General features: G+C 69.9%; 21 protein-coding genes. 10 read left to right on the top strand and 11 right to left on the bottom strand.

The window, feature by feature from the left end:
• Positions 1–79 precede the first annotated feature (79 nt).
• The 3 genes from OG542_RS14605 (at position 80) to OG542_RS14595 (ending at position 5,706) form a co-directional block, all read left to right on the top strand.
• Positions 80–496 (top strand): hypothetical protein, encoded by a 417-nt coding sequence (locus OG542_RS14605; protein ID WP_328411239.1) that lies wholly within the window; start codon positions 80–82, stop codon positions 494–496.
• A gap of 245 nt (positions 497–741) precedes the next feature.
• On the top strand, positions 742–2,007 hold the full coding sequence (locus OG542_RS14600) for a L,D-transpeptidase (protein ID WP_193481715.1): 1,266 nt from the start codon (positions 742–744) through the stop codon (positions 2,005–2,007).
• 384 nt (positions 2,008–2,391) lie between these two features.
• Positions 2,392–5,706: a S8 family peptidase gene (locus OG542_RS14595; protein WP_328417913.1), complete on the top strand. Its 3,315-nt coding sequence runs from the start codon at positions 2,392–2,394 to the stop codon at positions 5,704–5,706.
• 58 nt (positions 5,707–5,764) lie between these two features.
• On the opposite strand, the gene OG542_RS14590 is transcribed toward OG542_RS14595, so the two are convergent.
• Complete coding sequence (locus OG542_RS14590; RefSeq protein WP_328411234.1) at positions 5,765–6,691, bottom strand: helix-turn-helix domain-containing protein; 927 nt, start codon at positions 6,689–6,691, stop codon at positions 5,765–5,767.
• 180 nt (positions 6,692–6,871) lie between these two features.
• Here OG542_RS14590 and OG542_RS14585 point away from each other — a divergent pair, with 180 nt between their 5' ends.
• From OG542_RS14585 to OG542_RS14575, 3 genes are all read left to right on the top strand, one after another.
• Positions 6,872–7,912 (top strand): NAD(P)-dependent alcohol dehydrogenase, encoded by a 1,041-nt coding sequence (locus tag OG542_RS14585; protein ID WP_328411233.1) that lies wholly within the window; start codon positions 6,872–6,874, stop codon positions 7,910–7,912.
• An 89-nt stretch (positions 7,913–8,001) separates the two neighbouring features.
• Positions 8,002–8,385: a VOC family protein gene (locus tag OG542_RS14580; protein WP_193481718.1), complete on the top strand. Its 384-nt coding sequence runs from the start codon at positions 8,002–8,004 to the stop codon at positions 8,383–8,385.
• Positions 8,386–8,521: 136 nt separating this feature from the next.
• Positions 8,522–9,292, top strand: a complete 771-nt coding sequence (locus OG542_RS14575; protein WP_311127469.1) for an SDR family oxidoreductase — start codon at positions 8,522–8,524, stop codon at positions 9,290–9,292.
• Positions 9,293–9,305: 13 nt separating this feature from the next.
• On the opposite strand, the gene OG542_RS14570 is transcribed toward OG542_RS14575, so the two are convergent.
• From OG542_RS14570 to OG542_RS14550, 5 genes are all read right to left on the bottom strand, one after another.
• Positions 9,306–10,235, bottom strand: coding sequence for a DUF5829 family protein (locus tag OG542_RS14570; RefSeq protein ID WP_328417911.1), 930 nt, complete (start codon positions 10,233–10,235; stop codon positions 9,306–9,308).
• A 77-nt stretch (positions 10,236–10,312) separates the two neighbouring features.
• Complete coding sequence (locus tag OG542_RS14565) at positions 10,313–10,984, bottom strand: DUF4389 domain-containing protein (protein WP_311127471.1); 672 nt, start codon at positions 10,982–10,984, stop codon at positions 10,313–10,315.
• 158 nt (positions 10,985–11,142) lie between these two features.
• On the bottom strand, positions 11,143–12,249 hold the full coding sequence (locus tag OG542_RS14560) for an AI-2E family transporter (RefSeq protein ID WP_408057866.1): 1,107 nt from the start codon (positions 12,247–12,249) through the stop codon (positions 11,143–11,145).
• A 123-nt stretch (positions 12,250–12,372) separates the two neighbouring features.
• Entirely contained in the window at positions 12,373–13,041 is a 669-nt protein-coding gene (msrA, locus tag OG542_RS14555) for a peptide-methionine (S)-S-oxide reductase MsrA (protein WP_328411228.1), read from the bottom strand.
• A gap of 87 nt (positions 13,042–13,128) precedes the next feature.
• Positions 13,129–14,250, bottom strand: a complete 1,122-nt coding sequence (locus OG542_RS14550; protein ID WP_311127473.1) for a hypothetical protein — start codon at positions 14,248–14,250, stop codon at positions 13,129–13,131.
• A 163-nt stretch (positions 14,251–14,413) separates the two neighbouring features.
• Here OG542_RS14550 and OG542_RS14545 point away from each other — a divergent pair, with 163 nt between their 5' ends.
• Positions 14,414–15,568, top strand: coding sequence for a cystathionine gamma-synthase (locus OG542_RS14545; RefSeq protein WP_311127474.1), 1,155 nt, complete (start codon positions 14,414–14,416; stop codon positions 15,566–15,568).
• A 22-nt stretch (positions 15,569–15,590) separates the two neighbouring features.
• Here OG542_RS14545 and OG542_RS14540 read toward each other — a convergent pair whose 3' ends face one another.
• The 3 genes from OG542_RS14540 to OG542_RS14530 form a co-directional block, all read right to left on the bottom strand.
• Positions 15,591–15,839 carry a hypothetical protein gene (locus OG542_RS14540; protein ID WP_328411225.1) on the bottom strand — a complete coding sequence of 83 codons (249 nt, stop codon included), beginning with the start codon at positions 15,837–15,839 and terminating at the stop codon, positions 15,591–15,593.
• A 25-nt stretch (positions 15,840–15,864) separates the two neighbouring features.
• Entirely contained in the window at positions 15,865–16,368 is a 504-nt protein-coding gene (locus tag OG542_RS14535; RefSeq protein WP_328411223.1) for a sigma factor-like helix-turn-helix DNA-binding protein, read from the bottom strand.
• A gap of 135 nt (positions 16,369–16,503) precedes the next feature.
• Entirely contained in the window at positions 16,504–17,010 is a 507-nt protein-coding gene (locus OG542_RS14530; protein ID WP_311130383.1) for a MarR family winged helix-turn-helix transcriptional regulator, read from the bottom strand.
• A gap of 163 nt (positions 17,011–17,173) precedes the next feature.
• Here OG542_RS14530 and ilvA point away from each other — a divergent pair, with 163 nt between their 5' ends.
• The 3 genes from ilvA to OG542_RS14515 all read left to right on the top strand — a co-directional run bounded on the left by ilvA (position 17,174) and on the right by OG542_RS14515 (position 20,395).
• Positions 17,174–18,403: a threonine ammonia-lyase gene (gene ilvA, locus OG542_RS14525; protein WP_184591054.1), complete on the top strand. Its 1,230-nt coding sequence runs from the start codon at positions 17,174–17,176 to the stop codon at positions 18,401–18,403.
• Between the two features lie 148 nt (positions 18,404–18,551).
• Positions 18,552–19,541: an ATP-binding cassette domain-containing protein gene (locus tag OG542_RS14520; protein ID WP_311127476.1), complete on the top strand. Its 990-nt coding sequence runs from the start codon at positions 18,552–18,554 to the stop codon at positions 19,539–19,541.
• Positions 19,538–20,395 carry an ABC transporter permease gene (locus OG542_RS14515; RefSeq protein ID WP_184591050.1) on the top strand — a complete coding sequence of 286 codons (858 nt, stop codon included), beginning with the start codon at positions 19,538–19,540 and terminating at the stop codon, positions 20,393–20,395. The genes OG542_RS14520 and OG542_RS14515 overlap by 4 nt, the downstream gene beginning before the upstream one ends.
• A gap of 62 nt (positions 20,396–20,457) precedes the next feature.
• Here OG542_RS14515 and greA read toward each other — a convergent pair whose 3' ends face one another.
• Together greA and OG542_RS14505 are read right to left on the bottom strand one after the other, a co-directional pair.
• Entirely contained in the window at positions 20,458–20,955 is a 498-nt protein-coding gene (gene greA / locus OG542_RS14510; protein WP_184591048.1) for a transcription elongation factor GreA, read from the bottom strand.
• Positions 20,956–21,134: 179 nt separating this feature from the next.
• Positions 21,135–21,533, bottom strand: coding sequence for a DUF4307 domain-containing protein (locus OG542_RS14505; protein ID WP_193481730.1), 399 nt, complete (start codon positions 21,531–21,533; stop codon positions 21,135–21,137).
• Positions 21,534–21,666: the final 133 nt, after the last annotated feature.

Below are 21,666 nucleotides of genomic sequence, written 5' to 3'. Positions count from 1 at the left end.
ATTGGCCGTGTGGGGTGATGTTAGTAAAAGGCGCGGGTCACGGGAAAGTCACGGGAGGTCCTGGACGTACGCTCCCGCCATGAGCACTCCTGAGACATCACGTTTTGTACGGGTTCGGGTGGAACTCGTTCTGGAGGTCGACGACGCGGACGCGGTCACCAAGTCCGCGCTGCGCCGGATCGCGGACGACGCCGAGTTGCCGGCGTCGGAGCGGGTACACGCCGAGGGCGCTGTGACGGAAGACACCGCGGAGGCCCTCGCGTACCTCGTGGACCCGTTCGACCTGGTCAGCCAGGTCCCGGGGGTCGAACTCCAGCAGGCCTCCTGGAGCAGCGAACGGATCGAGTACGACCCCGATTCGCCGGAGTGGGACTACGACGAGGATGATGATGACGGCGAGTACGACCTGAACGACGGTGGGGACGGTGAAGGCGGGGCCGGCGGGGCCGGCGGGGCCGGCGGGGCCGGCGGAAGCCGGGCGGACGCGGCCGGCTGAGGCGGCTCGGGGAAAACATGACCCCGGGGGGGCAACCGCCGCCCGGGGTTTCGTGGTCTCAAGCGACGCACCGACCGCACCAGCACCATCCGCATCGCGGACGTGGTGATCCCCACACCCGTGTCACATGGGGAACCGGACGAACCGGTCGTAGCGTTGAAAGGTCTCGACGAGGACTCACGAATCCTCACGGGGGCACTTGGTCTTGGACGGGGACACTCGGGGTCTTGGGGAAATCGGCAACGATGGAGAAGCGTGTGATAACGGTCAGTAAGCGGCGCAAGGGCCTGGCGGTCGCGTCCGCACTGCTCGGTGGAGTGCTGGCGCTCTCGGCCTGTACCGGCGGCGACGACAACGCCTCCGGGAGTGACGGGGGCGACAGCTCCCAGTCGAAGGTCGACGAGGCCGCGGCCAAGAAGACCTCCGCGGCCCAGATCAAGATCACGCCCGAGGACGGCTCCGACAACGCCTCCATCAACAACTCCGCCGCCGTCACCGTGCGCAAGGGGACGCTCACGGACGTCACGATGACGACGTCCGACGGCACGGAGGTCAGTGGCGAGATATCCGCCGACAAGAAGAGCTGGAAGCCGAGCACCCAGCTGGAGCGCTCCACGAACTACAAGCTCGCCGCCGAGGCGAAGGACGCCGACGGCCGGGTCGCCCACGAGAACGCCTCGTTCACCACGGTCTCCCCGGCCAACAGCTTCATCGGCAACTTCACCCCGGACGACGGCACCACCGTCGGCGTCGGCATGCCGGTCTCGATCAACTTCGACAAGGCGATCACCAACAAGGCCGCCGTCCAGAAGGGCATCAAGGTCAGCACGACCGGTGGCCAGGAAGTCGCCTGCCACTGGTTCAACGCCAACCGCATGGACTGCCGCCCCGAGGAGTACTGGAAGGAAGGCTCCACCGTCACGCTGAAGCTCGCGCTCGACGGTGTCGAGGGCGCCGAGGGTGTCTACGGGGTCCAGCAGAAGACGGTCACCTTCAAGATCGGCCGCAACCAGGTCTCGTACGTCGACGCGAAGACCAAGCAGATGAAGATCACGCAGGACGGCAAGACCGTGCGGACCATCCCGATCTCCGCCGGCTCGCCCGAGAACAAGACCTACGAGGGCGTCATGGTGATGTCCGAGAAGTTCAAGGAAACGCGCATGAACGGCGCGACCGTGGGCTTCACGGACGACGACGGCAAGGGCGAGTACGACATCAAGGACGTGCCGCACGCCATCCGCCTCTCCAGCTCCGGCACCTTCATCCACGGCAACTACTGGGGCGCGAAGTCCATCTTCGGCGGCGTGAACACCAGCCACGGCTGCGTCGGCCTTCAGGACGCGAAGGGCGCCGACGACCCGAAGACGCCGGGCGCGTGGTTCTACAACAATTCGATCCTCGGTGACGTGGTCGTCGTCCAGAACACCGGCGACAAGACGGTCGCGCCGGACAACGGCCTCAACGGCTGGAACATGAGCTGGGCCGACTGGAAGGCCGGTTCCGAGGCCTGACGGTCCGGTAGCCGCGCTCCGCAGTCGCACGCGAGCCGCCGCTCACCCCCCGGAACAGGGGGCGGGCGGCGGCTCTCGTGTTCCTGCCGGTCGCTCTCTCGAGACGGGCCGCGAGCATGGGCGAGATATCCGCCTGGACCACCCCGCGCACACCACGAGCTGCGCCCCCTACGCGAACTCCGCGGCTCTGTAACGGAGTTCCGGCGGCCGTGTAACAGTCAGCCGACGGACTTCCTACCTTCTTCTCAACTATTGAGCACCTGATCACCCCTGGGCATACTGCGTATTCCGGGGGGTGTACGTCCATGCGTACGAGACCACCCCCGGCCGGGTGAACGGGGAATTCACCTGGTTCTTCTGCAAGGGGGAATCTTGCGCAGACAAGTGAAAAAGGCGTGCGCGGCCACGGTCGCCACAGCGGCAGCCGTGGCCCTGGCGGCGGGTATGACCAGCCCGGCGTCGGCGAACGGCGAGCAGACGGCCGCAGCCTCCAAGCCCACCTCGCTCAGCGCCAAGCACCGCATCACACTGATCACCGGCGACCGGGTCGTCCTGGACGCCAAGGGCCGCGTCGTCGGCCTGGAGCGGGCCAAGGGACGCGAGGACATTCCCGTCCAGGTCCGCAAGCTCGACGGCCACACCCTCGTGATCCCGGCCGACGCGGCCCGCCTGGTCGCCACCGGCAAGCTCGACCAGCGGCTCTTCGACGTCACCGAGCTCAACAAGTCCACGACCCGCAAGGCCCAGAAGAAGGGCCTGAAGGTCATCGTCGGCTACCAGGGCAGCGCCGCGGCCACCAAGGCCGACGTCCGCGACGCCGGCACCCTGAGCCACTCGCTGAAGTCCGTGAACGCGGACGCGGTGCAGACGCCCAAGGAGGACACGCCCGACCTGTGGGACGCGGTCACCAACGGCGACAAGACCGCTTCCGGTATCGCGCACGTCTGGCTCGACGGCGTCCGCAAGGCCAGCCTCGACAAGTCCGTCGCGCAGATCGGCACCCCCAAGGCGTGGTCGGCCGGCTACGACGGCAAGGGCGTGAAGATCGCCGTCCTGGACACCGGTGTCGACGCCACCCACGCCGACCTCAAGGGCCAGGTGATCGGCGCCAAGAACTTCACCACCTCGCCCGACACCACCGACAAGGTCGGCCACGGCACGCACGTCGCCTCGATCGCGGCGGGCACCGGCGCGAAGTCCGGCGGCAAGTACAAGGGCGTCGCGCCCGGCGCGAAGATCCTCAACGGCAAGGTGCTCGACGACGGCGGATTCGGCAGCGACTCCGAGGTCCTCGCCGGCATCGAGTGGGCCGCCGCCGAGGGCGCCGACGTCGTCAACATGAGCCTGGGCGGCGGCGACACGCCCGCGATCGACCCGCTGGAAGCGGCGGTGAACAAGCTGTCCGAGGAGAAGGGCATCCTGTTCGCCATCGCCGCCGGCAACGAGGGCGACTTCGGCGAGCAGACCATCGGCTCCCCGGGCAGCGCCGCGGCGGCCCTGACCGTCGGCGCGGTCGACGACAAGGACAAGCTGGCTGACTTCTCCAGCCGCGGCCCCGGCATGGACGGCGCCCTCAAGCCCGACGTGACCGCGCCCGGCGTGGACATCACCGCGGCCTCCGCCCCGGGCAACCAGATAGCCCAGGAGGTCGGCGAGAACCCGGCCGGCTACATGTCGATCTCCGGTACGTCGATGGCGACCCCGCATGTCGCGGGCGCGGCGGCGATCCTCAAGCAGCAGCACCCGGAGTGGAAGCACGCCGAGCTGAAGGGCGCCCTCACCGGCTCCACCAAGGGCGGCAAGTACACCCCCTTCCAGCAGGGTTCGGGCCGCATCCAGGTCGACCAGGCCATCAAGCAGTCCGTGATGGCCGAGCCGGGCTCGGTGAGCTTCGGCGTCCAGCAGTGGCCGCACACCGACGACAAGCCGGTCACCAAGGAGCTGACGTACCGCAACCTCAGTACGAAGGACGTCACGCTGAAGCTGGTGTCGACCGCCACCAACCCCAAGGGCGCGGCCGCCCCGGCCGGCTTCTTCAAGCTCGGCGCCACCTCGGTGACCGTACCGGCCGGCGGCAAGGCCTCCGTCCCGTTCACCGTGAACACCAAGCTGGGCGGCACGGTCGACGGCGCGTACTCGGCGTACGTGACCGCGACCGGCGGCGGCCAGACCGTCCGCACGGCCGCCGCCGTGCAGCGCGAGGTCGAGTCGTACGACGTCACGCTGAAGTTCCTCGACCGTGACGGCAAGCCCGCCAAGAACTACAGCGCCGACCTGGCCGGCGTCTCCGGCACGGGCAGTGGCAAGTTCTACATGCCGTACGACGAGGACGGCACCGTCACCACCCGTGTGCCCAAGGGCGGCTACGTCCTCAACACGAACCTCTACGTGGGCGACGACCCGGAGAAGTTCGAGGGCGCCGACTGGCTGGCCCAGCCCAAGCTGAACGTCACCAAGGGCACGACGATCACGCTGGACGCCCGCAAGGCCAAGCCGGTGAACATCACCGTGCCGGACGCCGCCGCCAAGCCGGAGTTCGCCTCGGCCGACTACACGGTGGAGGCGGGGGACTCCAGCTACGGCTTCGGCTGGCTCCTCGACTCGTACGCCGATATCCGCACCGCGCACGTCGGCCCGCAGATCACCGACGGTTCGGTGACCCAGCAGTGGGACGGCCACTGGACCAAGGGCGCCAAGGAGCAGTACAGCGTCACGGGCGGCGGTCCGGTCAAGCAGCTCGCCACCGGCTACACCAAGCACTACAAGGCGAGCGAGCTTGCCACGGTGAAGGCGGGCCTCGGTGCCGCGGCGAGCGGCAAGAAGGGCTCGATCAGCGCCGTGGGCTGGATGCCGTGGAGCGGCAGCGCCTCCTCGATCGGCGTCGAGCAGGCCCTGCCGGGCACGCGGACGCTGCACCTGTCCACCCAGGGCGGTGTGAAGTGGGACTTCGACTTCGCGCAGAACGGCGGTGTCGACGCCGAAGGCTTCCCGGTCTTCGAGGCCGGCTACTCGCTGGGCGGCCAGAAGTTCGTCGGCGGCAAGAGCTACTCGAAGACGTTCAACACCGCCGTCTTCGGGCCGCGCCTCAACGCCGACTTCGGTCTGTTCCGTGAGGGCAACCAGATCCACGGTTCCCTGCCGCTGTTCGCCGACGGCAAGGGCAACCCGGGCTCCTCGCTGTTCACCTCGGTGAACACGACCCTCTACCGCAACGGCACCAAGGTCGGCAGCAACGACGACCCGCTGTTCGGCGGTGAGGCGTTCAAGGTCCCGGCCGGCGACGCCGAGTACAAGCTGACGACGTCGGTCAAGCGCAGCGTCAAGGTCGCGGCGGCCTCCACCCGCATCGACGCCAGCTGGACGTTCCGCTCGAAGAAGACCACCGGCATCAAGCAGCTGCCCGCCTCCACGGCCCGCTTCAACGCGGCCACTGGCCTGGACAGCAAGGTCCCGGCCGGCAAGACGGTCAGCATCCCGGTCACCGTCGAGGGCGCGGCCAAGGGCAGCAACCTGAAGTCGCTTTCCGTGTACGTGTCGTACGACTACGGCAAGACCTGGAAGAAGCTCACGGTCAAGGACGGCAAGGTCAGCGTCAAGAACCCGGAGAAGGGGAAGGCCATCTCCTTCCACGCCAAGATCGCCGACAAGAAGGGCAACAAGTCGACGATCTCGATCTACAACGCGTACTACGGCAAGTGAGTACCCGTTAGCGGGCGGCCCGTCGGAAGCCTCGGCTCCGGCGGGCCGTTCGCGTGTGTCAGGCCGGTGGGGCCGTGCTCCCGGCCCCCGCCCGGGTCGCGTCCGCGCCCCAGCTCGCCAGCAGGCGCAGGGCCTCCGCCGACGGGGTGCCCGGTTCCGCGTGGAAGGTGATCAGGGACTGCTCGGCGTCGTCGATCATGCGGAACGTCTCGAAGGACAGGGTCAGGTCGCCGACCAGCGGGTGCCGCAGCCGCTTGACGCCGTAGCTCTTCTCCTTGACGTCGTGCGCGGCCCACAGCCGGCGGAACTCCTCGCTCTTCACGGAGAGCTCGCCCACCAGGGCGGACAGCCGCGGGTCGTCCGGACGGCAGCCCGCGTCCATGCGCAGATAGCCGACGATGTCGGACGCCTTCTGGTCCCACTCGACGAACAGCTCGCGGTACTCGGGCCTGAGGAACACCAGCCGCGCCCAGTTCCGCTCCGGCGCCGGCAGCTCCGCCCAGTCGCCGAAGAGGGCCGCGGCCATCCGGTTCCAGGCCAGGATGTCCGAGCGGCGCCCGACGATGTACGCCGGGACGCCGTCGATCGAGTCCAGCAGATGCCGCAACGCCGGCCGTACCTGCTGGGTGCGCGCCACCGGCTTCTTCTTGTGCTGCTTCGGCTTCGCCAAGTGCATCAGGTGGGCGTGCTCGGCGTCGCTCAGCCGCAGGGCGCGCGCGATCGCGTCCAGCACCTCCGCCGAGACGTTGCGCCCGTTGCCCTGCTCCAGCCGTGTGTAGTACGCCACGGACACGCCGGCCAGCTGCGCCAGCTCCTCGCGGCGCAGCCCCGGCACCCGCCGCCGCCCGAAGTCGGGCAGCCCCACGTCCTCCGGCTTCAGGCGGGCACGCCGGGTGCGCAGGAACTCACTGAGCTCGGCACGCCGGTCCAGGCCCCCGCCGGACTGCGATGCGGGCTCCTGTACGGGTTCGGGCTGTTCGTCCATGCCCTCCAGTATTCATGGTCGTACGCACGCGAGCCTGACCCCGCCAGTGGTACGCACGGTGTGCGTACGCAAAACCGTGGTCTGGGTAGACGCTCGCGATTCCGGCACGCTGGTGATCGTGCCCGGTCAGAAGATCCAGAAGGCAGCCGGGCACGGAACCCCCGCTAGGAGAACCCCGGCATGACCACTGTCGCTGCGTACGCCGCACCCGCCCCCAAGGCTCCGCTGGAGCGCACCACCATCGACCGCCGCGAGGTCCGCGAGTTCGACGTCCTGATCGACATCGAGTTCGCCGGCATCTGCCACTCCGACATCCACCAGGCCCGCGAGGGCTGGGGCGAGGCGATCTTCCCGATGGTCCCCGGCCACGAGATAGCCGGTGTCGTCTCGGAGGTCGGCCCGGGCGTGACGAAGTTCGCCGTCGGCGACCGCGTGGGCGTCGGCTGCATGGTCGACTCCTGCCGTGAGTGCGAGAACTGCAAGGCCGGGCGCGAGCAGTACTGCGTCGAGGGCAACATCCAGACGTACAACGCCGTCGGCAGGGACGGCGAGCCCACCTACGGCGGCTATTCGCAGAAGGTCGTCGTCGACGAGAACTTCGTCGTCCGCATCCCCGACGGCCTCTCCCTCGACGTCGCCGCGCCGCTGCTGTGCGCCGGCATCACCCTCTACTCCCCGCTCAAGCGCTTCGGCGCCGGCCCCGGCAAGAAGGTCGCGATCGTCGGCCTGGGCGGCCTCGGCCACATGGGCGTGAAGATCGCGAACGCCCTCGGCGCCGAGGTCACCGTGCTGTCGCAGTCCCTGCGCAAGCAGGAGGACGGCTTCCGGCTGGGCGCCGACCACTACTACGCCACCAGCGACCCGAAGACCTTCGAGGAGCTGAGCGGCACGTTCGACCTGATCGTGTCCACGGTGTCGGCCCCGCTGGACTTCAACGCCTACCTGGCGCTGCTGAAGCCCGAGGGCACGCTGGCGAACGTCGGCGCCCCCGAGGAGCCGATCTCCCTCAACCTCTTCTCGGTGATCGGCGGCGGCAAGTCGCTCGCCGGTTCCATGATCGGCGGCATCCCGGAGACCCAGGAGATGCTGGACTTCTGCGCCGAGCACGGCCTCGGTGCCGAGATCGAGCTGATCCGCGGTGACCAGATCAACGAGGCGTACGAGCGAGTGCTGGGCAGCGATGTGCGGTACCGGTTCGTGATCGACACGGCGACGATCTGACGCCCCGATCCGGCTGCTCCGGCATGGACTGGTGGTGAGGTTGCCTCAGTCCGTGCCGGAGTATCGTGGTTCGGGAGGGGAGGCCAGCCATGACCGTGCAGCTGAACCACACCATCGTCGTCGCGCACGACAAGCGCGCCTCGGCCCGGTTCCTCGCCGACCTCCTGGGACTCGAAGTCAGCCCGCCCTACGGCCCGTTCCTCCCGGTCGAGATCCCCAACGGCGTGACGCTCGACTACATGGACAGCCCCGGCGCCATCACGCCGCAGCACTACGCCTTCCTCGTCTCGGAGGACGAGTTCGACGTGATCTTCGGCCGTATCCGGGAGGCCGGCCTGACGTACTGGGCGGACCCGTTCCACAGCCGGCCCGGCGAGATCAACCACAACGACGGCGGTCGTGGCGCGTACTTCGACGACCCCGACGGCCACCGACTGGAGATCATCACGAGGCCGTACGGCAGCGGCGGCTGATCTCCGGGACCTCCCGGGCCTCAGGGCCCTCCCGGACCTCCTTTCCTGTCACATCTCCTCTGGCTGTCACATCTCCCCGCCGCCCTCCGTCATACCAGCGAAGGCGAACCGCGAAGTCGACAATCGGGGAGTAGTCATGACGTCATCCATCCTGGTCACCGGCGGAACGGGCACCCTGGGCGGCCATGTCGTCCCGCTGCTGCGCGCGGCCGGCCACGACGTGCGGATCCTCAGCAGGAACGCCCGCCCCGCCGCGGACGGCGTCGACTATGTCACCGGCGATCTGCTCAAGGGCGAGGGCGTCGAGGCCGCCCTCGACGGCGCGCAGACCGTGCTGCACCTGGCGGGCGGCCCCAAGGGCGACGACGAGGCGACCCGCAATCTGGTCCGCGCCGCGGCCCGGGCCGGAGTACGGCACCTGGTCTACATCTCGGTCATCGGCGCGGACCGGGTCCCGCTGGCCTGGATGCGCACGAAGCTGGAGTCGGAGCGGGCCGTCGCCGAATCGGGCATCCCGTGGACGACCCTGCGCGCGGCCCAGTTCCACGACCTCGCGCTGACCATGGTCGAGAAGATGGCGAAGCTGCCGGTGTTCCCGGTCCCCGGCGGCCTCCGGCTCCAGCCGGTCGACTCCCGCGAAGTCGCCGCCCGCCTCGCGGAGCTGACCCTCGGCGCCCCGTCCGGCCTCGTCCCGGACCTGACCGGGCCGCACGTCCACGGCCTCGCCGACCTGGCCCGCCCCTACCTCCGCCTCCGGGGGCGGCGCCGTCCGATGCTGCCGGTGCGCATCCCCGGGAAGGCGGGGCGGGCATACCGGGCGGGGGCGAACCTCACCCTGCGGGGGGCGGAGGAGGGGAAGCGGACCTGGGAGGAGTTCCTCGCGGAGAGGCTGGGCCAGGGGGCTTAGAAGTCGCCGATCCTTACCGGGATGCCCGCTCCTCCTGGTCGCCGAAGGTCCACACGGCACGGGGCCCCGGGCCGACGGCGAGGGTCGAGTGACCGATCCGCTCCTCGTGCCGGTACGACACCGGTCCGTTCAGCGACATCTCGACCTGCCGCAGCCCCACCTGGTCGAGGGGCACGGCGTCGAACCGGAGCGTGGTGCCGCCGCCCTTCGCGACGACGCCCCCGCCCGGCAGGGAGCGTACGGCGAACCCGCCGGCCTTCAGCAGCGGCACCGTGTTGGCGAGGTCGCGTGCGGTCACCGCGAGCCGGATGCCGGTCACGTCGCGCATCAGGTGGTCGCGGTAGGCGTCGGACAGATAGCGCTCCCGGCCCACGTCATCGGGGTGCGCGGCGGGCTCGGTGTTGCCGCGCGGGTCGGCGAAGTACTCCTGCCGGTACTCCATGCCCCAGGCGCCGAAGAGGTCGTACTGGTCGGTGGTGAAGACGGCGTCGAACCACGGCACGGGGACGCCGTCGCCGAAGTCGCGCGTCTGCTGGAACTCGACGGGGTCGCTGATCCCCTGCGCGCGCAGCCGCGCGAGCACCGTCGTCAGGTCGCCTCTCCGCTCGGTCGAGACGCCCATGCCGGTGGAGCCGAGGGTGCCGTCCTTGCCGGGCAGGTCGCCGACACCGAACAGCTCGAAGTAGGTCTCGCGGCCCATGAGATAGCGGCCGGTCCAGGTCTGTCCGCCGGAACCGGTCGTGGTGCGGACCTGGAAGTCGGCGAAGTCCCGCAGATAGGCGGAGTGCTCGATGGCGTCGGCGGTCTCCCGGTCGAGCACGCCATAGGCGTGGTTGTAGAACAGCAGCTGACGTCCCCCCGCGGTCCCGCCGTCCTCGGCCTGCGCGGAACTCACCCCACCCTGGACCGCCCCCGCGAGGGCCAGGGCGACGACCATGATCATCTGTAATGCTCGTCTGACCGTCATGGGCAGGAGCGTAGAGCGGGAGGAATCGGTTCCGCCGCGGATTCGGGCCTTTGTCAGGGGCCCTTTGTCAGGGGCCCTCGGCCAGGGGAGTCCTGCCCGCCCATGTCGAGCCGGAACGGCGGGTACTGGTCGGTCATCAGGGCCGCGTAGGCGGTCACCCGCGCGCACCAGCGGGCGAGGCCGAGCAGGAAGTCGAAGAGGTGCCGTGGGTAGCGGGCGGTGAACAGCAGGATGACCACCGCGACCAGGGAGAGGAAGGGCATCAGCCCGGCGCCCCGCCAACTGCCCCCGCCCCAGCCACCTCCGACGAACATCGCGACCACGATGTACTGCGGGATCGCCAGCAGCCACCACTTCACCAGGACCAGACCGCGCGACAGGCGCTCGGGATAGACGACGTCGAAGTGCGCCGGATAGTCGGGCACGTCGGCGAGGGTGAACGGCGGGTACCGGTCGGTGCCGAGCGCGGTGTGGGCGTAGTAGCTGACCCGCCAGTTCCAGCGCAGCACGCCGACGCTGAAGTCGAAGAGGGACCGGGGATACCGGGCGGTGAACAGGATGGCGAAGAAAGCGATGACCGTCACGACCGCGAACGCGATCCACAGGAAGAACAGCACGATGTAGTGCGGGATGGCGAGCAGCCACTTCACCAACCACAGCCATCGGGACAGCCGGGCGTCGACAGACGCCTCGATACGCACGGGCGACGCGGTGACAGGAAGCATGTGGCGGAACTCCTTTCGCCTGCAGACTCGCAAGCGAGGAGGAGCACCGCGACCTGGGCGGGGCCGTTCGCGCGTCCGGAACCGCCACGCCGGCAAGGGGGGGCGGCGGTTCCGGGTCGTTACGCCGGTACGGGAGGAGGAGGGGGCGGTTCGGACCGTTACGACGGCACGGGGGCGGTGGTGTCCGGCTCGTCGGTGCCGTCCGGTTCCCGCGGCGGCTCGCTGAGCTGCTCGCGCACGTAGTTCCACACCACCGCGATCAGCGCGGCGACGGGGACGGCGAGCAGACTGCCCACGATGCCGGCCAGATTGCCGCCCAGCGTCACGGCCAGCAGCACCACGGCCGCGTGGAGGCCGAGCCCACGACTCTGGATCATGGGCTGGAAGACGTTCCCCTCGAGCTGCTGCACCACCACGATGATGGCCAGCACCACCAGAGCGTCCGTCGGGCCGTTGGAGACCAGCGCGATGAGGACCGCGACGAAACCGGCGAACAGGGCGCCGATGATCGGCACGAACGCGGAGACGAAGGTCAGCACCGCCAGCGGGAGCACCAGCGGCACGCCCAGGATCCACAGGCCCAGGCCGATCAGGACCGCGTCGAGCAGGCCGACGGCCGCCTGGGACCGTACGAAGGACCCCAGGGTGGCCCAGCCGCGCGCGAACACGACCGGGACATCGGTGGCGAACCGGCCCGGGAGCTGCCGGGACAGCCACGGGAGGAACTTCGGCCCGTCCTTGAGGAAGAAGAACATCAGGAACAGCGCGAGGACGGCGGTGACCACTCCGCTCACCACGGTGCTGACGCCGGTGACGACCGTGCCGACCATGCTGCCGACGCCCTCCTGGGCGCGGGCGACCGCCGTGTCGAAGGCCTTGTTGATCTGGGCGTCACCGATGTTCAACGGTGGCCCGGCGGCCCACTCGCGCAGCTTCTGGATGCCCTCGACCACGCCGTCGGTCAGTTCGCCCGACTGGGACGCCACCGGTACGGCGATCAGCGCCACGACGCCCGCGGCGACCAGCAGGAACACCACGGTCACAAGCGAGGCGGCGAGCGCGGGCGGCCACCCGCGACGACGCAGAAAGCGGGCCGCGGGCCAGGTCAGCGTGGTCAGCAGCAGTCCGACGACGAGCGGCCACACCACCGACCACATCCGGCCCAGCAGCCACAGAGACACGGCCAGCATCACGAAGACCAGCAGCAATTCCGCGGACACTCGCGCGGACAGCCGCAGCGCGTGACGGGCTTTCGCCGAACTCAGGGTCGAATTCAAGGGGGCAGTCACGGGGGCACCCTATTGCCAGGCAGCTCCCGCGTGTTCAGGGGTACCGGTGTTCGAGCGCTACCGGCGTTCAAACCCTCGCTCGCTCCGCGAGGCCGGGGTTCAGCCCTCGGCCTTGGCCACGCCGATCGGGCAGGACACCCCCGTGCCGCCGATGCCGCAGTATCCGGCGGGGTTCTTGTCCAGGTACTGCTGGTGGTAGCCCTCCGCCGGGTAGAAGGTGCGGCCCTGCGCCGGGGCGATCTCCGTGGTGATCTCGCCGTGGCCGGAGGACGTGAGGACCTCCTGGTAGGCGTCGCGGGAGGACTGGGCGGTGGCCGCCTGCTCGGGGGTGTGGGTGTAGACCGCCGAGCGGTACTGCGTGCCCACGTCGTTGCCCTGGCGGAAGCCCTGCGTGGGGTCGTGGGACTCCCAGAACGTCTTCAGGAGGCGCTCGTACGAGATCAGCTTCGGGTCGAAGACCACGCGCACGACCTCCGTGTGGCCGGTCAGGCCCGAGCAGACCTCCTCGTACGTGGGGTTCTCGGTGTGGCCGCCCTGGTAGCCGGCCAGGGTCGTCCACACTCCCGCCGGAAGCTGCCAGAACTTGCGCTCGGCGCCCCAGAAGCAGCCCAGGCCGAAGTCGGCGACCTCCAGGCCCTCCGGATAGGGGCCGAGCAGGGGGTTGCCGAGGACGGTGTGGCGGTCGGGGACCGTGAACGCCGGGACGGGGCGGCCGGGCAGCGCCTGCTCGGGGGAGGGCAGCTGGGGCGTACGGCTGTGCAGGAACATGCGGTCTCCAATCGGGGCGACGCCGCGCCGGGGCGACGCTCCTTACAACGTGCGGCGGCCGGGGGGAATTCCGGCCGCAGCCCGTGCTCAGTGCGGCAGGCTCGCCGGGCTGCCGCCGTTCGCCTCGTAGCCCGCCACCGCCAGCGCCCGGTACACCGCGAACTCCGCCGCCGGGTCCTCGGACAGGGTCCAGGGCAGGGCGCCGACGTGGCCGTCGATGTGTATCAGCTGGCTCATGGCCTCCGCCCAGCGCTCGCCGCGGACCAGGAAGAAGACCAGCAGGTGCCGCGCGTGCGCCAGCATCGGGTCGTCGGGACGGGCCGAGTGCACCGCGTGCAGCGCGCCGTGCATCGCCTTCGTGACGACCTCGGTCTGCCAGAAGCCGCTGACCAGGGTCACCTCGGGGAGGTGCTCGAACACCGCGAAGAGGGGCATCGCCGCGAGCAGCGAGCCCTGGGGCGCGCGGGCCGCCGCGGCCTCGGCGAACGAGTAGGCCAGCTCACGCGAGCCGTGCCACTTCTCGCACCAGTAGTGCAGCGCGGCCAGATGCGCTCCCATGTGCGCCGGGTCGCGGTCCAGGATCTTCAGCCAGACCTGCTCGAAGTCCTTCTGCGAGTAGCCGAGCCCGCGGGCCACCGACAGCTCGACGATGTACGGGATCGGATCGCCGGGGGAGAGCAGCGCCGCGTCGCCGCACGCCGACCTGGCCTCCTCCATGATGATCCGGAACTCGTCCGTCCCCGGCGTCGCCGTCCGCCACGCCTGCTGCACCAGGAACTCGGCGTGCACCGCCGCGCCGCCCGCGTCCTTGGGCGCCTCGGCCCGCCACACCCGCAGCCACTGCCCGCCCGGCGCCTCGCCGACCCCGCCGGGCCGCTGCGCGAGCTCCAGCGAGGCGGCACCCGCGAAGGCCTGCACCCGCTGCCAGCGCCGCTCGCCCTCCGTCTCCGTGCCCGCGAGGAGCTGCTGCGCCGCGCGGTAGTCCTGCGAGCGCTGCACCACGTCCAGGACGTCCAGCAGGTCCTGGTCGGGGCCGGGCATGCGGATGTCGAGCTCCTCCTCGCGGACGAAGCCGTAGTTCGCCGGGTCCGCGGCGTCCGGGTGGTCGGGCGAGACCAGTCCGATCGCACCCCCGCGCCTGCGCCGCAGGAAGGGGAGCAGCACGAAGCCCAGCATGACCAGCGCGATCAGGACCCAGAGAATCTCCATGCGACAAGCGAACCAGACCGCGCCGACAATTGGCCAACCTGCTCCCCGAACCTGTGGAAAACCCGACGGAGCAGTCCCCGTGGCTCTGTGGAAAACCCGGCGCCGGGCCCGCGTCGCCTCGTACTCCGGCACTCTTCGCCTCGGCGCACTACCCTCGGTCCTCATGAGCGACAGGCACATCAGTCAGCACTTCGAGACGCTCGCGATCCACGCGGGCAACACGGCCGACCCCCTGACGGGCGCGGTCGTCCCGCCGATCTACCAGGTCTCGACCTACAAGCAGGACGGCGTCGGCGGTCTGCGCGGCGGCTACGAGTACAGCCGCAGCGCCAACCCCACCAGGACCGCGCTGGAGGAGAACCTCGCCGCCCTGGAGGGCGGCCGCCGCGGTCTCGCGTTCGCGTCCGGGCTGGCGGCCGAGGACTGCCTGCTGCGTACGCTGCTCAGCCCCGGCGACCACGTGGTCATCCCCAACGACGCCTACGGCGGCACGTTCCGGCTGTTCGCCAAGGTCGTCGCCCGCTGGGGCGTGGAGTGGTCGGTCGCCGACACCAGCGACCCGGCGGCCGTGCGGGCCGCCCTCACCCCGAAGACCAAGGTGGTGTGGGTGGAGACCCCCTCCAACCCGCTGCTCGGCATCACCGACATCGCCGCCGTCGCTCAGATCGCCCGGGACGCGGGCGCCCGCCTCGTCGTCGACAACACCTTCGCCACGCCCTACCTCCAGCAGCCGCTGGCGCTGGGCGCGGACGTCGTCGTGCACTCGCTGACCAAGTACATGGGCGGCCACTCGGACGTCGTCGGCGGCGCGCTGATCACCAGCGACGCCGACCTGGGTGAGGAACTGACCTTCCACCAGAACGCGATGGGCGCGGTCGCCGGGCCCTTCGACGCCTGGCTGGTGCTGCGCGGCACCAAGACGCTCTCGGTCCGCATGGACCGGCACAGCGAGAACGCCGTCAAGGTCGCCGATATGCTCACCCGGCACGCGCGCGTGACGAGCGTGCTGTACCCGGGCCTGCCGGAGCACCCCGGCCACGAGGTCGCCGCCAAGCAGATGAAGTCGTTCGGCGGCATGGTCTCGTTCCGTGTCGAGGGCGGCGAGGAGGCGGCCGTCGAGGTCTGCAACCGCGCCAAGGTGTTCACACTGGGCGAGTCCCTGGGCGGCGTCGAGTCGCTCATCGAGCACCCCGGCCGCATGACGCACGCCTCCGCGGCCGGCTCGGCCCTCGAGGTCCCGGCCGACCTGGTGCGTCTGTCCGTCGGCATCGAGAACGCCGACGACCTGCTGGAAGACCTTCAGCAGGCGCTCGGCTAAAACGGCCCTGGCCCTTCAGGGGTCACCAGCCGGTGAGGGGTGGAGTCGTGTGCGACGGCGGCTCCACCCAGGGGCGGGCCGTCAGCGCCCACACCGTGAACGCCACGGCCGCCGCGAGCAGCAGCAGCCACAGCAGCTGGCGGGCCAGCGTTCTGCGCCGCAGCATGCGGCGGCCCCGGCGCACCGCCTCCGTGTGGATCTCGGGCGGCACGGGCCGCGGCGCCTGCTCCATGAACCGCCGTACGGTGGCCTCGCGGTGGTTCCCGCTCATGACGGTCTCCGGTCGCCGGAAGGGCTCATGACGGAACCGCCTTCGCGGGCGTCACCGCCGGTGCCTGTTCCCGCGGCCGGTGCAGCAGAGTCGACGTCGCCCGGTGGCAGATGGCCCGTACGCGCTCTACGGACAGGCCGAGCAGGGCGGCCGTCTGCTCCTCGGCGACGCCTTCGTACAGCCTGAGGACCAGGATCAGGCGTTCCTGCGGGGTGAGCGGCGCCAGCGGGCCGGCCGGGTGCGGGCGGGCGCGGCCGAGGCCGCCGCAGTGGTGCCAGGTGCCGCGCGCGAAGCGGGTGGCGAGGTACTGGCGGGTGCGGTCGTACGGGTCCTCGCCGCGCAGCCGGTCCCAGCACGCGTACGTGTGCGCCAAGGACAGGGTCAGCAGACGCCGGGCGCGGGGATTGTCGTCCGGGGCCTCCGCGGTGAGCAGGGTGGCGGCGTGCAGCAGCCGCCCCGCCGCGCCCGCGACGAACGCCTCGAACTCCCGGTCCCGACGGGGCGCCCGGGACGCATGCCGTTGTCGCATCGCGCCTCCCGCCCGCCGGCGACCCTGAGGATGCGGGCCCGGCCGCGTACGGACGCGACGGCCGCGCACGACAGGACCCGGTCTCATATCAGGCCAGGTTCGGCCCCGAGGTCAAGAGCCGCGCACGGCCGGCGCTCAGGACGGCGACTGCGCCTCCGGCTCCGGTACCCCCGGCACCGCCATCCGGGCGGACAGCGCGCTGTTGAAGCGCGTCAGGAGCGAGCAGAACGCCTCGCGCTCGTCCGGCTCCCAGTCCTCGGTCAGTTCGGCCATCAACTGCCGCCTGGACGAGCGCACTTCCTCCAGCCGGGCCTGCCCGCGCGGTGACAGCTGGAGCACCACCGCGCGTCCGTCCTCGGGGTGTGAGGTGCGCTTGACCAGGCCGGTGTCGACCAGCGGAGCCACCTGCCGGGTGACCGTCGAGGAGTCGATCCCCATGCTCGCGGCGAGCGCCTTGACGCCCATCGGGCCTTCCTTGTCGAGACGGTTGAGCAGCAGGTACGCGGCGCGGTCCATGGAGTTGCGCACCTGTCCGACTCCGCCGAGCCGGGTCTGTTCGGCACGGCGGGCGAACAGTGCCACCTCGTGCTGCAGCGTGTCGAGAAGACCGGTGTCACCGACGGTCGTCATGTCCATCGACATTTCAGGTGTTGTGGGCATGGCCGGGGGCTCACTTCGTGGAGGGCTGGCTGATTGGGGGACAGGGTACGCGGCCGGGGGGCGGGTCGTACCGGCGCTTCGCAAAGCGGGTCTCGGAGGTTGGTCACAACCGTCGTTCCCGGCTGTGAACTGCGATGCTGGTGTCATGAGCTACAGCACGGCTGACTCCTTGCGACCCGTCACCCTCGACGATGTGCGCGGAGCACAGAAGATGCTCTCGGGTGTGGCGCGGGTGACCGCGATGGAAGGCAGCAGGCACCTGTCCCAGATGGTCGGCGCGCCGGTGCATCTCAAGTGCGAGAACCTCCAGCGGACCGGTTCGTTCAAGCTGCGCGGCGCGTACGTTCGGATCGCCGGTCTGCTGCCCGAGGAACGCGCCGCCGGTGTCGTCGCCGCGAGCGCCGGAAACCACGCGCAGGGCGTCGCCCTGGCGTCTTCCCTGCTCGGTGTGCGCTCCACGGTGTTCATGCCGAAGGGCGCCCCGCTGCCCAAGGTCAGCGCCACCCGGGACTACGGGGCCGAGGTGCGGCTGCACGGCCAGGTGGTCGACGAGACGCTGGCCGCCGCGCAGGAGTACGCGGCCGAGACGGGCGCGGTGTTCATCCACCCCTTCGACCACCCCGACATCATCGCGGGCCAGGGCACGGTGGGCCTGGAGATCCTCGAGCAGTGCCCCGAGGCGCGCACGATCGTCGTCGGTATCGGCGGGGGCGGTCTCGCCGCCGGGATCGCGGTGGCGGTGAAGGCCCTGCGGCCGGATCTCAGGATCGTGGGTGTCCAGGCGGAGGGCGCGGCGGCCTACCCGCCCTCTTTGGCGGCCAAGCGGCCCGTGACGGTCGAGAACCCGGCGACGATGGCCGACGGCATCAAGGTCGGGCGGCCAGGCGACGTGCCGTTCGGGATCGTCGGCGAGCTGGTCGACGAGGTGCGCACGGTCAGCGAGGACGAGCTGTCCGCCGCGCTGCTGCTGTGCCTGGAGCGGGCCAAGCTGGTCGTGGAGCCGGCCGGGGCGAGCCCGGTCGCGGCGCTGCTGAGCGAGCCCGGCGCGTTCGAGGGGCCGGTCGTCGCGGTGCTGTCGGGCGGCAACGTCGACCCGGTGCTGATGGAGCGGGTGCTGCGGCACGGCATGGCCGCGCAGGGCCGCCACCTGGCAGTCCGGCTGCGGCTGACGGACCGTCCCGGCGCTCTCGCCACACTTCTGGGCGTGTTGTCAGTGGTGGACGCTAACGTCCTCGATGTGAGCCATGTACGAACCAACCCACGGCTCGGGCTCACGGAGGCGGAGGTCGAGCTGCACCTGGAGACGAAGGGCCCGGCGCACTGCGCCGAGGTCGGCCAAGCGCTCCGCGAGGCGGGCTACACGGTCATGAACTGAGCCGGCGCCGGGGCCGTCCAAGATCCCTTTTTCTCACGGAAGGCGACACCGAAAAAACCTGTTGTGAGACGCGATACATCGCGTTATGGTGTGTTCGTGCGAAGCATCAGCTACCTGTCCGGTGATCCCCGAAGACGTGGAGACTCATATGCCAGGCGCCATCTATGCCGAAGGTCTCGTCAAGACCTTCGGTGACGTCAAGGCCTTGGACGGCGTCGACCTCGACGTGCCCGAGGGCACGGTCCTCGGCCTGCTCGGGCCGAACGGCGCGGGCAAGACGACCACCGTCCGCTGCCTGACCACCCTGCTGCGACCCGACAGCGGAAGGGCGGTCGTCGCGGGCATCGACGTGCTCAAGCAGCCCGACGCCGTCCGCCGCTCGATCGGCCTGTCCGGCCAGTTCGCGGCCGTCGACGAATACCTGACCGGCCGTGAGAACCTCCAGATGGTCGGCCAGCTCTACCAGATGAGGGCGAAGGCGGCGAAGGAGCGCGCGGGCGAGCTGCTGGAGCAGTTCCACCTCACGGACGCCGCCGACCGGCCCACCAAGACTTACTCCGGAGGTATGCGCCGCCGGCTCGACCTCGCGGCGGCCCTGGTCGTCTCGCCGCCCGTGATGTTCATGGACGAGCCGACGACCGGCCTCGACCCCCGCAACCGCCAGCAGTTGTGGGAGGTCATCAAGCAACTGGTCTCCGGTGGTACGACGCTGCTGCTGACCACCCAGTACCTGGAAGAGGCCGACCACCTGGCGCACGACATCGCGGTGGTCGACCAGGGCCGGGTCATCGCCCAGGGCACCTCCGACCAGCTCAAGGCCCGCACCGGCGGCGAGCGCGTCGAGGTCGTGGTGCACGAGCGCGAGCACATCCAGGCCGCCGCCGAGGTCCTCGCCGGCTTCGGCAAGGGCGAGACCACGGTCGAGGAGCACATGCGCAAGCTGACCGCGCCCGTCACCGGAGGCGCCAAGCTCCTCGCCGAGGTCATCCGCGAACTGGACACCCGCGGCATCGAGATCGACGACATCGGCCTGCGCCGGCCGACCCTCGACGACGTCTTCCTGTCCCTGACGGGGCACGTGGCCGAGGTCAAGGACGAGGCGAGCGACGAAGAGATCGACAAGGAGGCCGCCAAGTGAGCGCCGTCACCGACACCGTGCGGGTCGCGCCGGCCGCGAACCCGGTCAGCCAGTCGATCCGGGACTCGATGGTCGTTGCGAAACGCAATCTGATCAGAATGTCCCGTATTCCCGAGATGATCATCTATGGGCTGATTCAGCCCATCATGTTCGTGGTGCTGTTCACTTATGTCTTCGGCGGTTCCATGCAGATCGGCAGCAGTACCAGCGCCGTCGACTACAAGAACTTCCTGATGGCCGGCATCTTCGCGCAGACCGTCACGTTCGCCACGGCCAGCTCCGGCGCGGGCATCGCCGACGACATGCACAAGGGCCTCATCGACCGCTTCCGCTCCCTGCCCATGGCACGGGGTGCGGTGCTCACCGGGCGCACCCTCGCCGACTCGGTGCAGACGGCCCTGACCCTGGTGGTGCTCGCGGTGGTCGCCCTCCTGGTGGGCTGGCGCGTCGGGTCGGACGGCAGCACGAACGCCGGCAAGGTGCTCGGCGCCTTCGGCCTGCTTCTCCTGCTCGGTTACGCGTTCACCTGGATCGGCGCCCTGATCGGCATGTCCGTCAGAACCCCCGAGGCGGCCACGTCCAGCGGGCTCATCTGGCTCTTCCCGGTCACGTTCATCTCGAACGCGTTCGTGGACACCAGCCACATGACCCCATGGCTGCGCCACATCGCCGAGTGGAACCCCTTCAGCGCCACGGTCCAGGCCTGCCGGGTGCTGTTCGCCAACCCGGGCCAGTCGCCGTCGGACGCCTGGCCCATGCAGCACCCCGTCTGGGCCTCGCTGATCTACTCGGTCCTGATCCTGGTCGTCTTCCGGACGCTGGCGGTGCGCAAGTACCGCTCCGCGACGGCGTGACACGGCATGACAATGCCCCCGGCGCCGCAGCGACGCCGGGGGCAGGTCAAGGCTCGGCTGGTTCAGCCGTCGTACGGATCGGCCTTGATGATCTTCACCGAGGCCTTCTTGCCGTTCGGCAGCTCGTACTCGGCGTCCTCGCCGACCTTGTGGCCGATCACGCCGCTGCCCAGCGGGGACTGCGGCGAGTAGGTCTCGATGTCGGAGCTCGCGTACTCGCGTGAGGCGAGCAGGAACGTCAGCGTGTCGTCCTCGTCGCCGTCGAACGCGATCGTGACGACCATGCCGGGCGCCACCGCACCGTCCGCCGCGGGCGCCTCGCCGACCTTCGCGCTCTCGAGGAGCTGAGTGAGCTGGCGCACACGGAGTTCCTGCTTGCCCTGTTCCTCCTTGGCCGCGTGGTACCCGCCGTTCTCACGCAGGTCGCCCTCCTCGCGCGCGGCGGCGATCTTCGCGGAGATCTCCGCCCGCGCGGGACCAGTAAGGTGCGCAAGCTCAGCCTTGAGCTTGTTGTACGCCTCCTGGGTCAGCCAGGTGACGTTCTCGCTGGTCTGGGTCACAGGTGCTCCTCGTAGGTACTGGGAATACAAAGCATCGCCCTACCCAGAAGAATGTTCCTTCACGGATGGGCGAAACCACGAGCCTAACAATTCAGGAGCAGAAGGGGGAGGACATAAGCCACCAGATTCACGTCAACGCAGGTCAGGCACTACGTATTGCAGGTGACGTCCGTGCGGCCTCAGTCGGCCTGGCAGCCCTGCAGCTCGGCCGTCGTCCCGGGCGAGGTCGTGCGCAGCGTGAAGACCTTGTCGATGACGGTGGCGTCCCCGTCGAAGCGCACTTCGGCCCGGCCCACCACGGAACCGTCCTCGGCCTGTGAGCGCACGGTGCAGTAGCCGGTGGCACCGGCGTCCTTGCGGACCTCCAGATGCACCTTCACGGATTCCTTGCCGGGCTCGAAGGTGATCACTTCGGCGCTGATCTCGTTCTGGACGACGTAGTGGTAGCCGAACCAGCCGACCAGGCCCAGCAGCGCCACCGCGAGGACGGCCCCGATGATCTTGAGCTTGCGGTCGGCGCGCGCGTCCGAGGTACGGCCGTAACGGCCCTCGGGCAGTCGCGTGCTCGCCGTACTCATGATCGTCCTCCAGACAGGGCCGGGGCGAAGGGCCCGGAAGAGGCCCCGTGGCCCGGTCCCGGAATTATTCGCCCCCCGGTTCGGTCACTATAGAAGCCGCTGATTGCGCCGACGCACCGAGGGCGCCGACTTA

This window comes from Streptomyces violaceus (assembly GCF_036014075.1).
Classification (GTDB): Bacteria; Actinomycetota; Actinomycetes; order Streptomycetales; family Streptomycetaceae; genus Streptomyces; species Streptomyces violaceus.
This window is presented reverse-complemented; position numbering and strand designations above follow the sequence as displayed.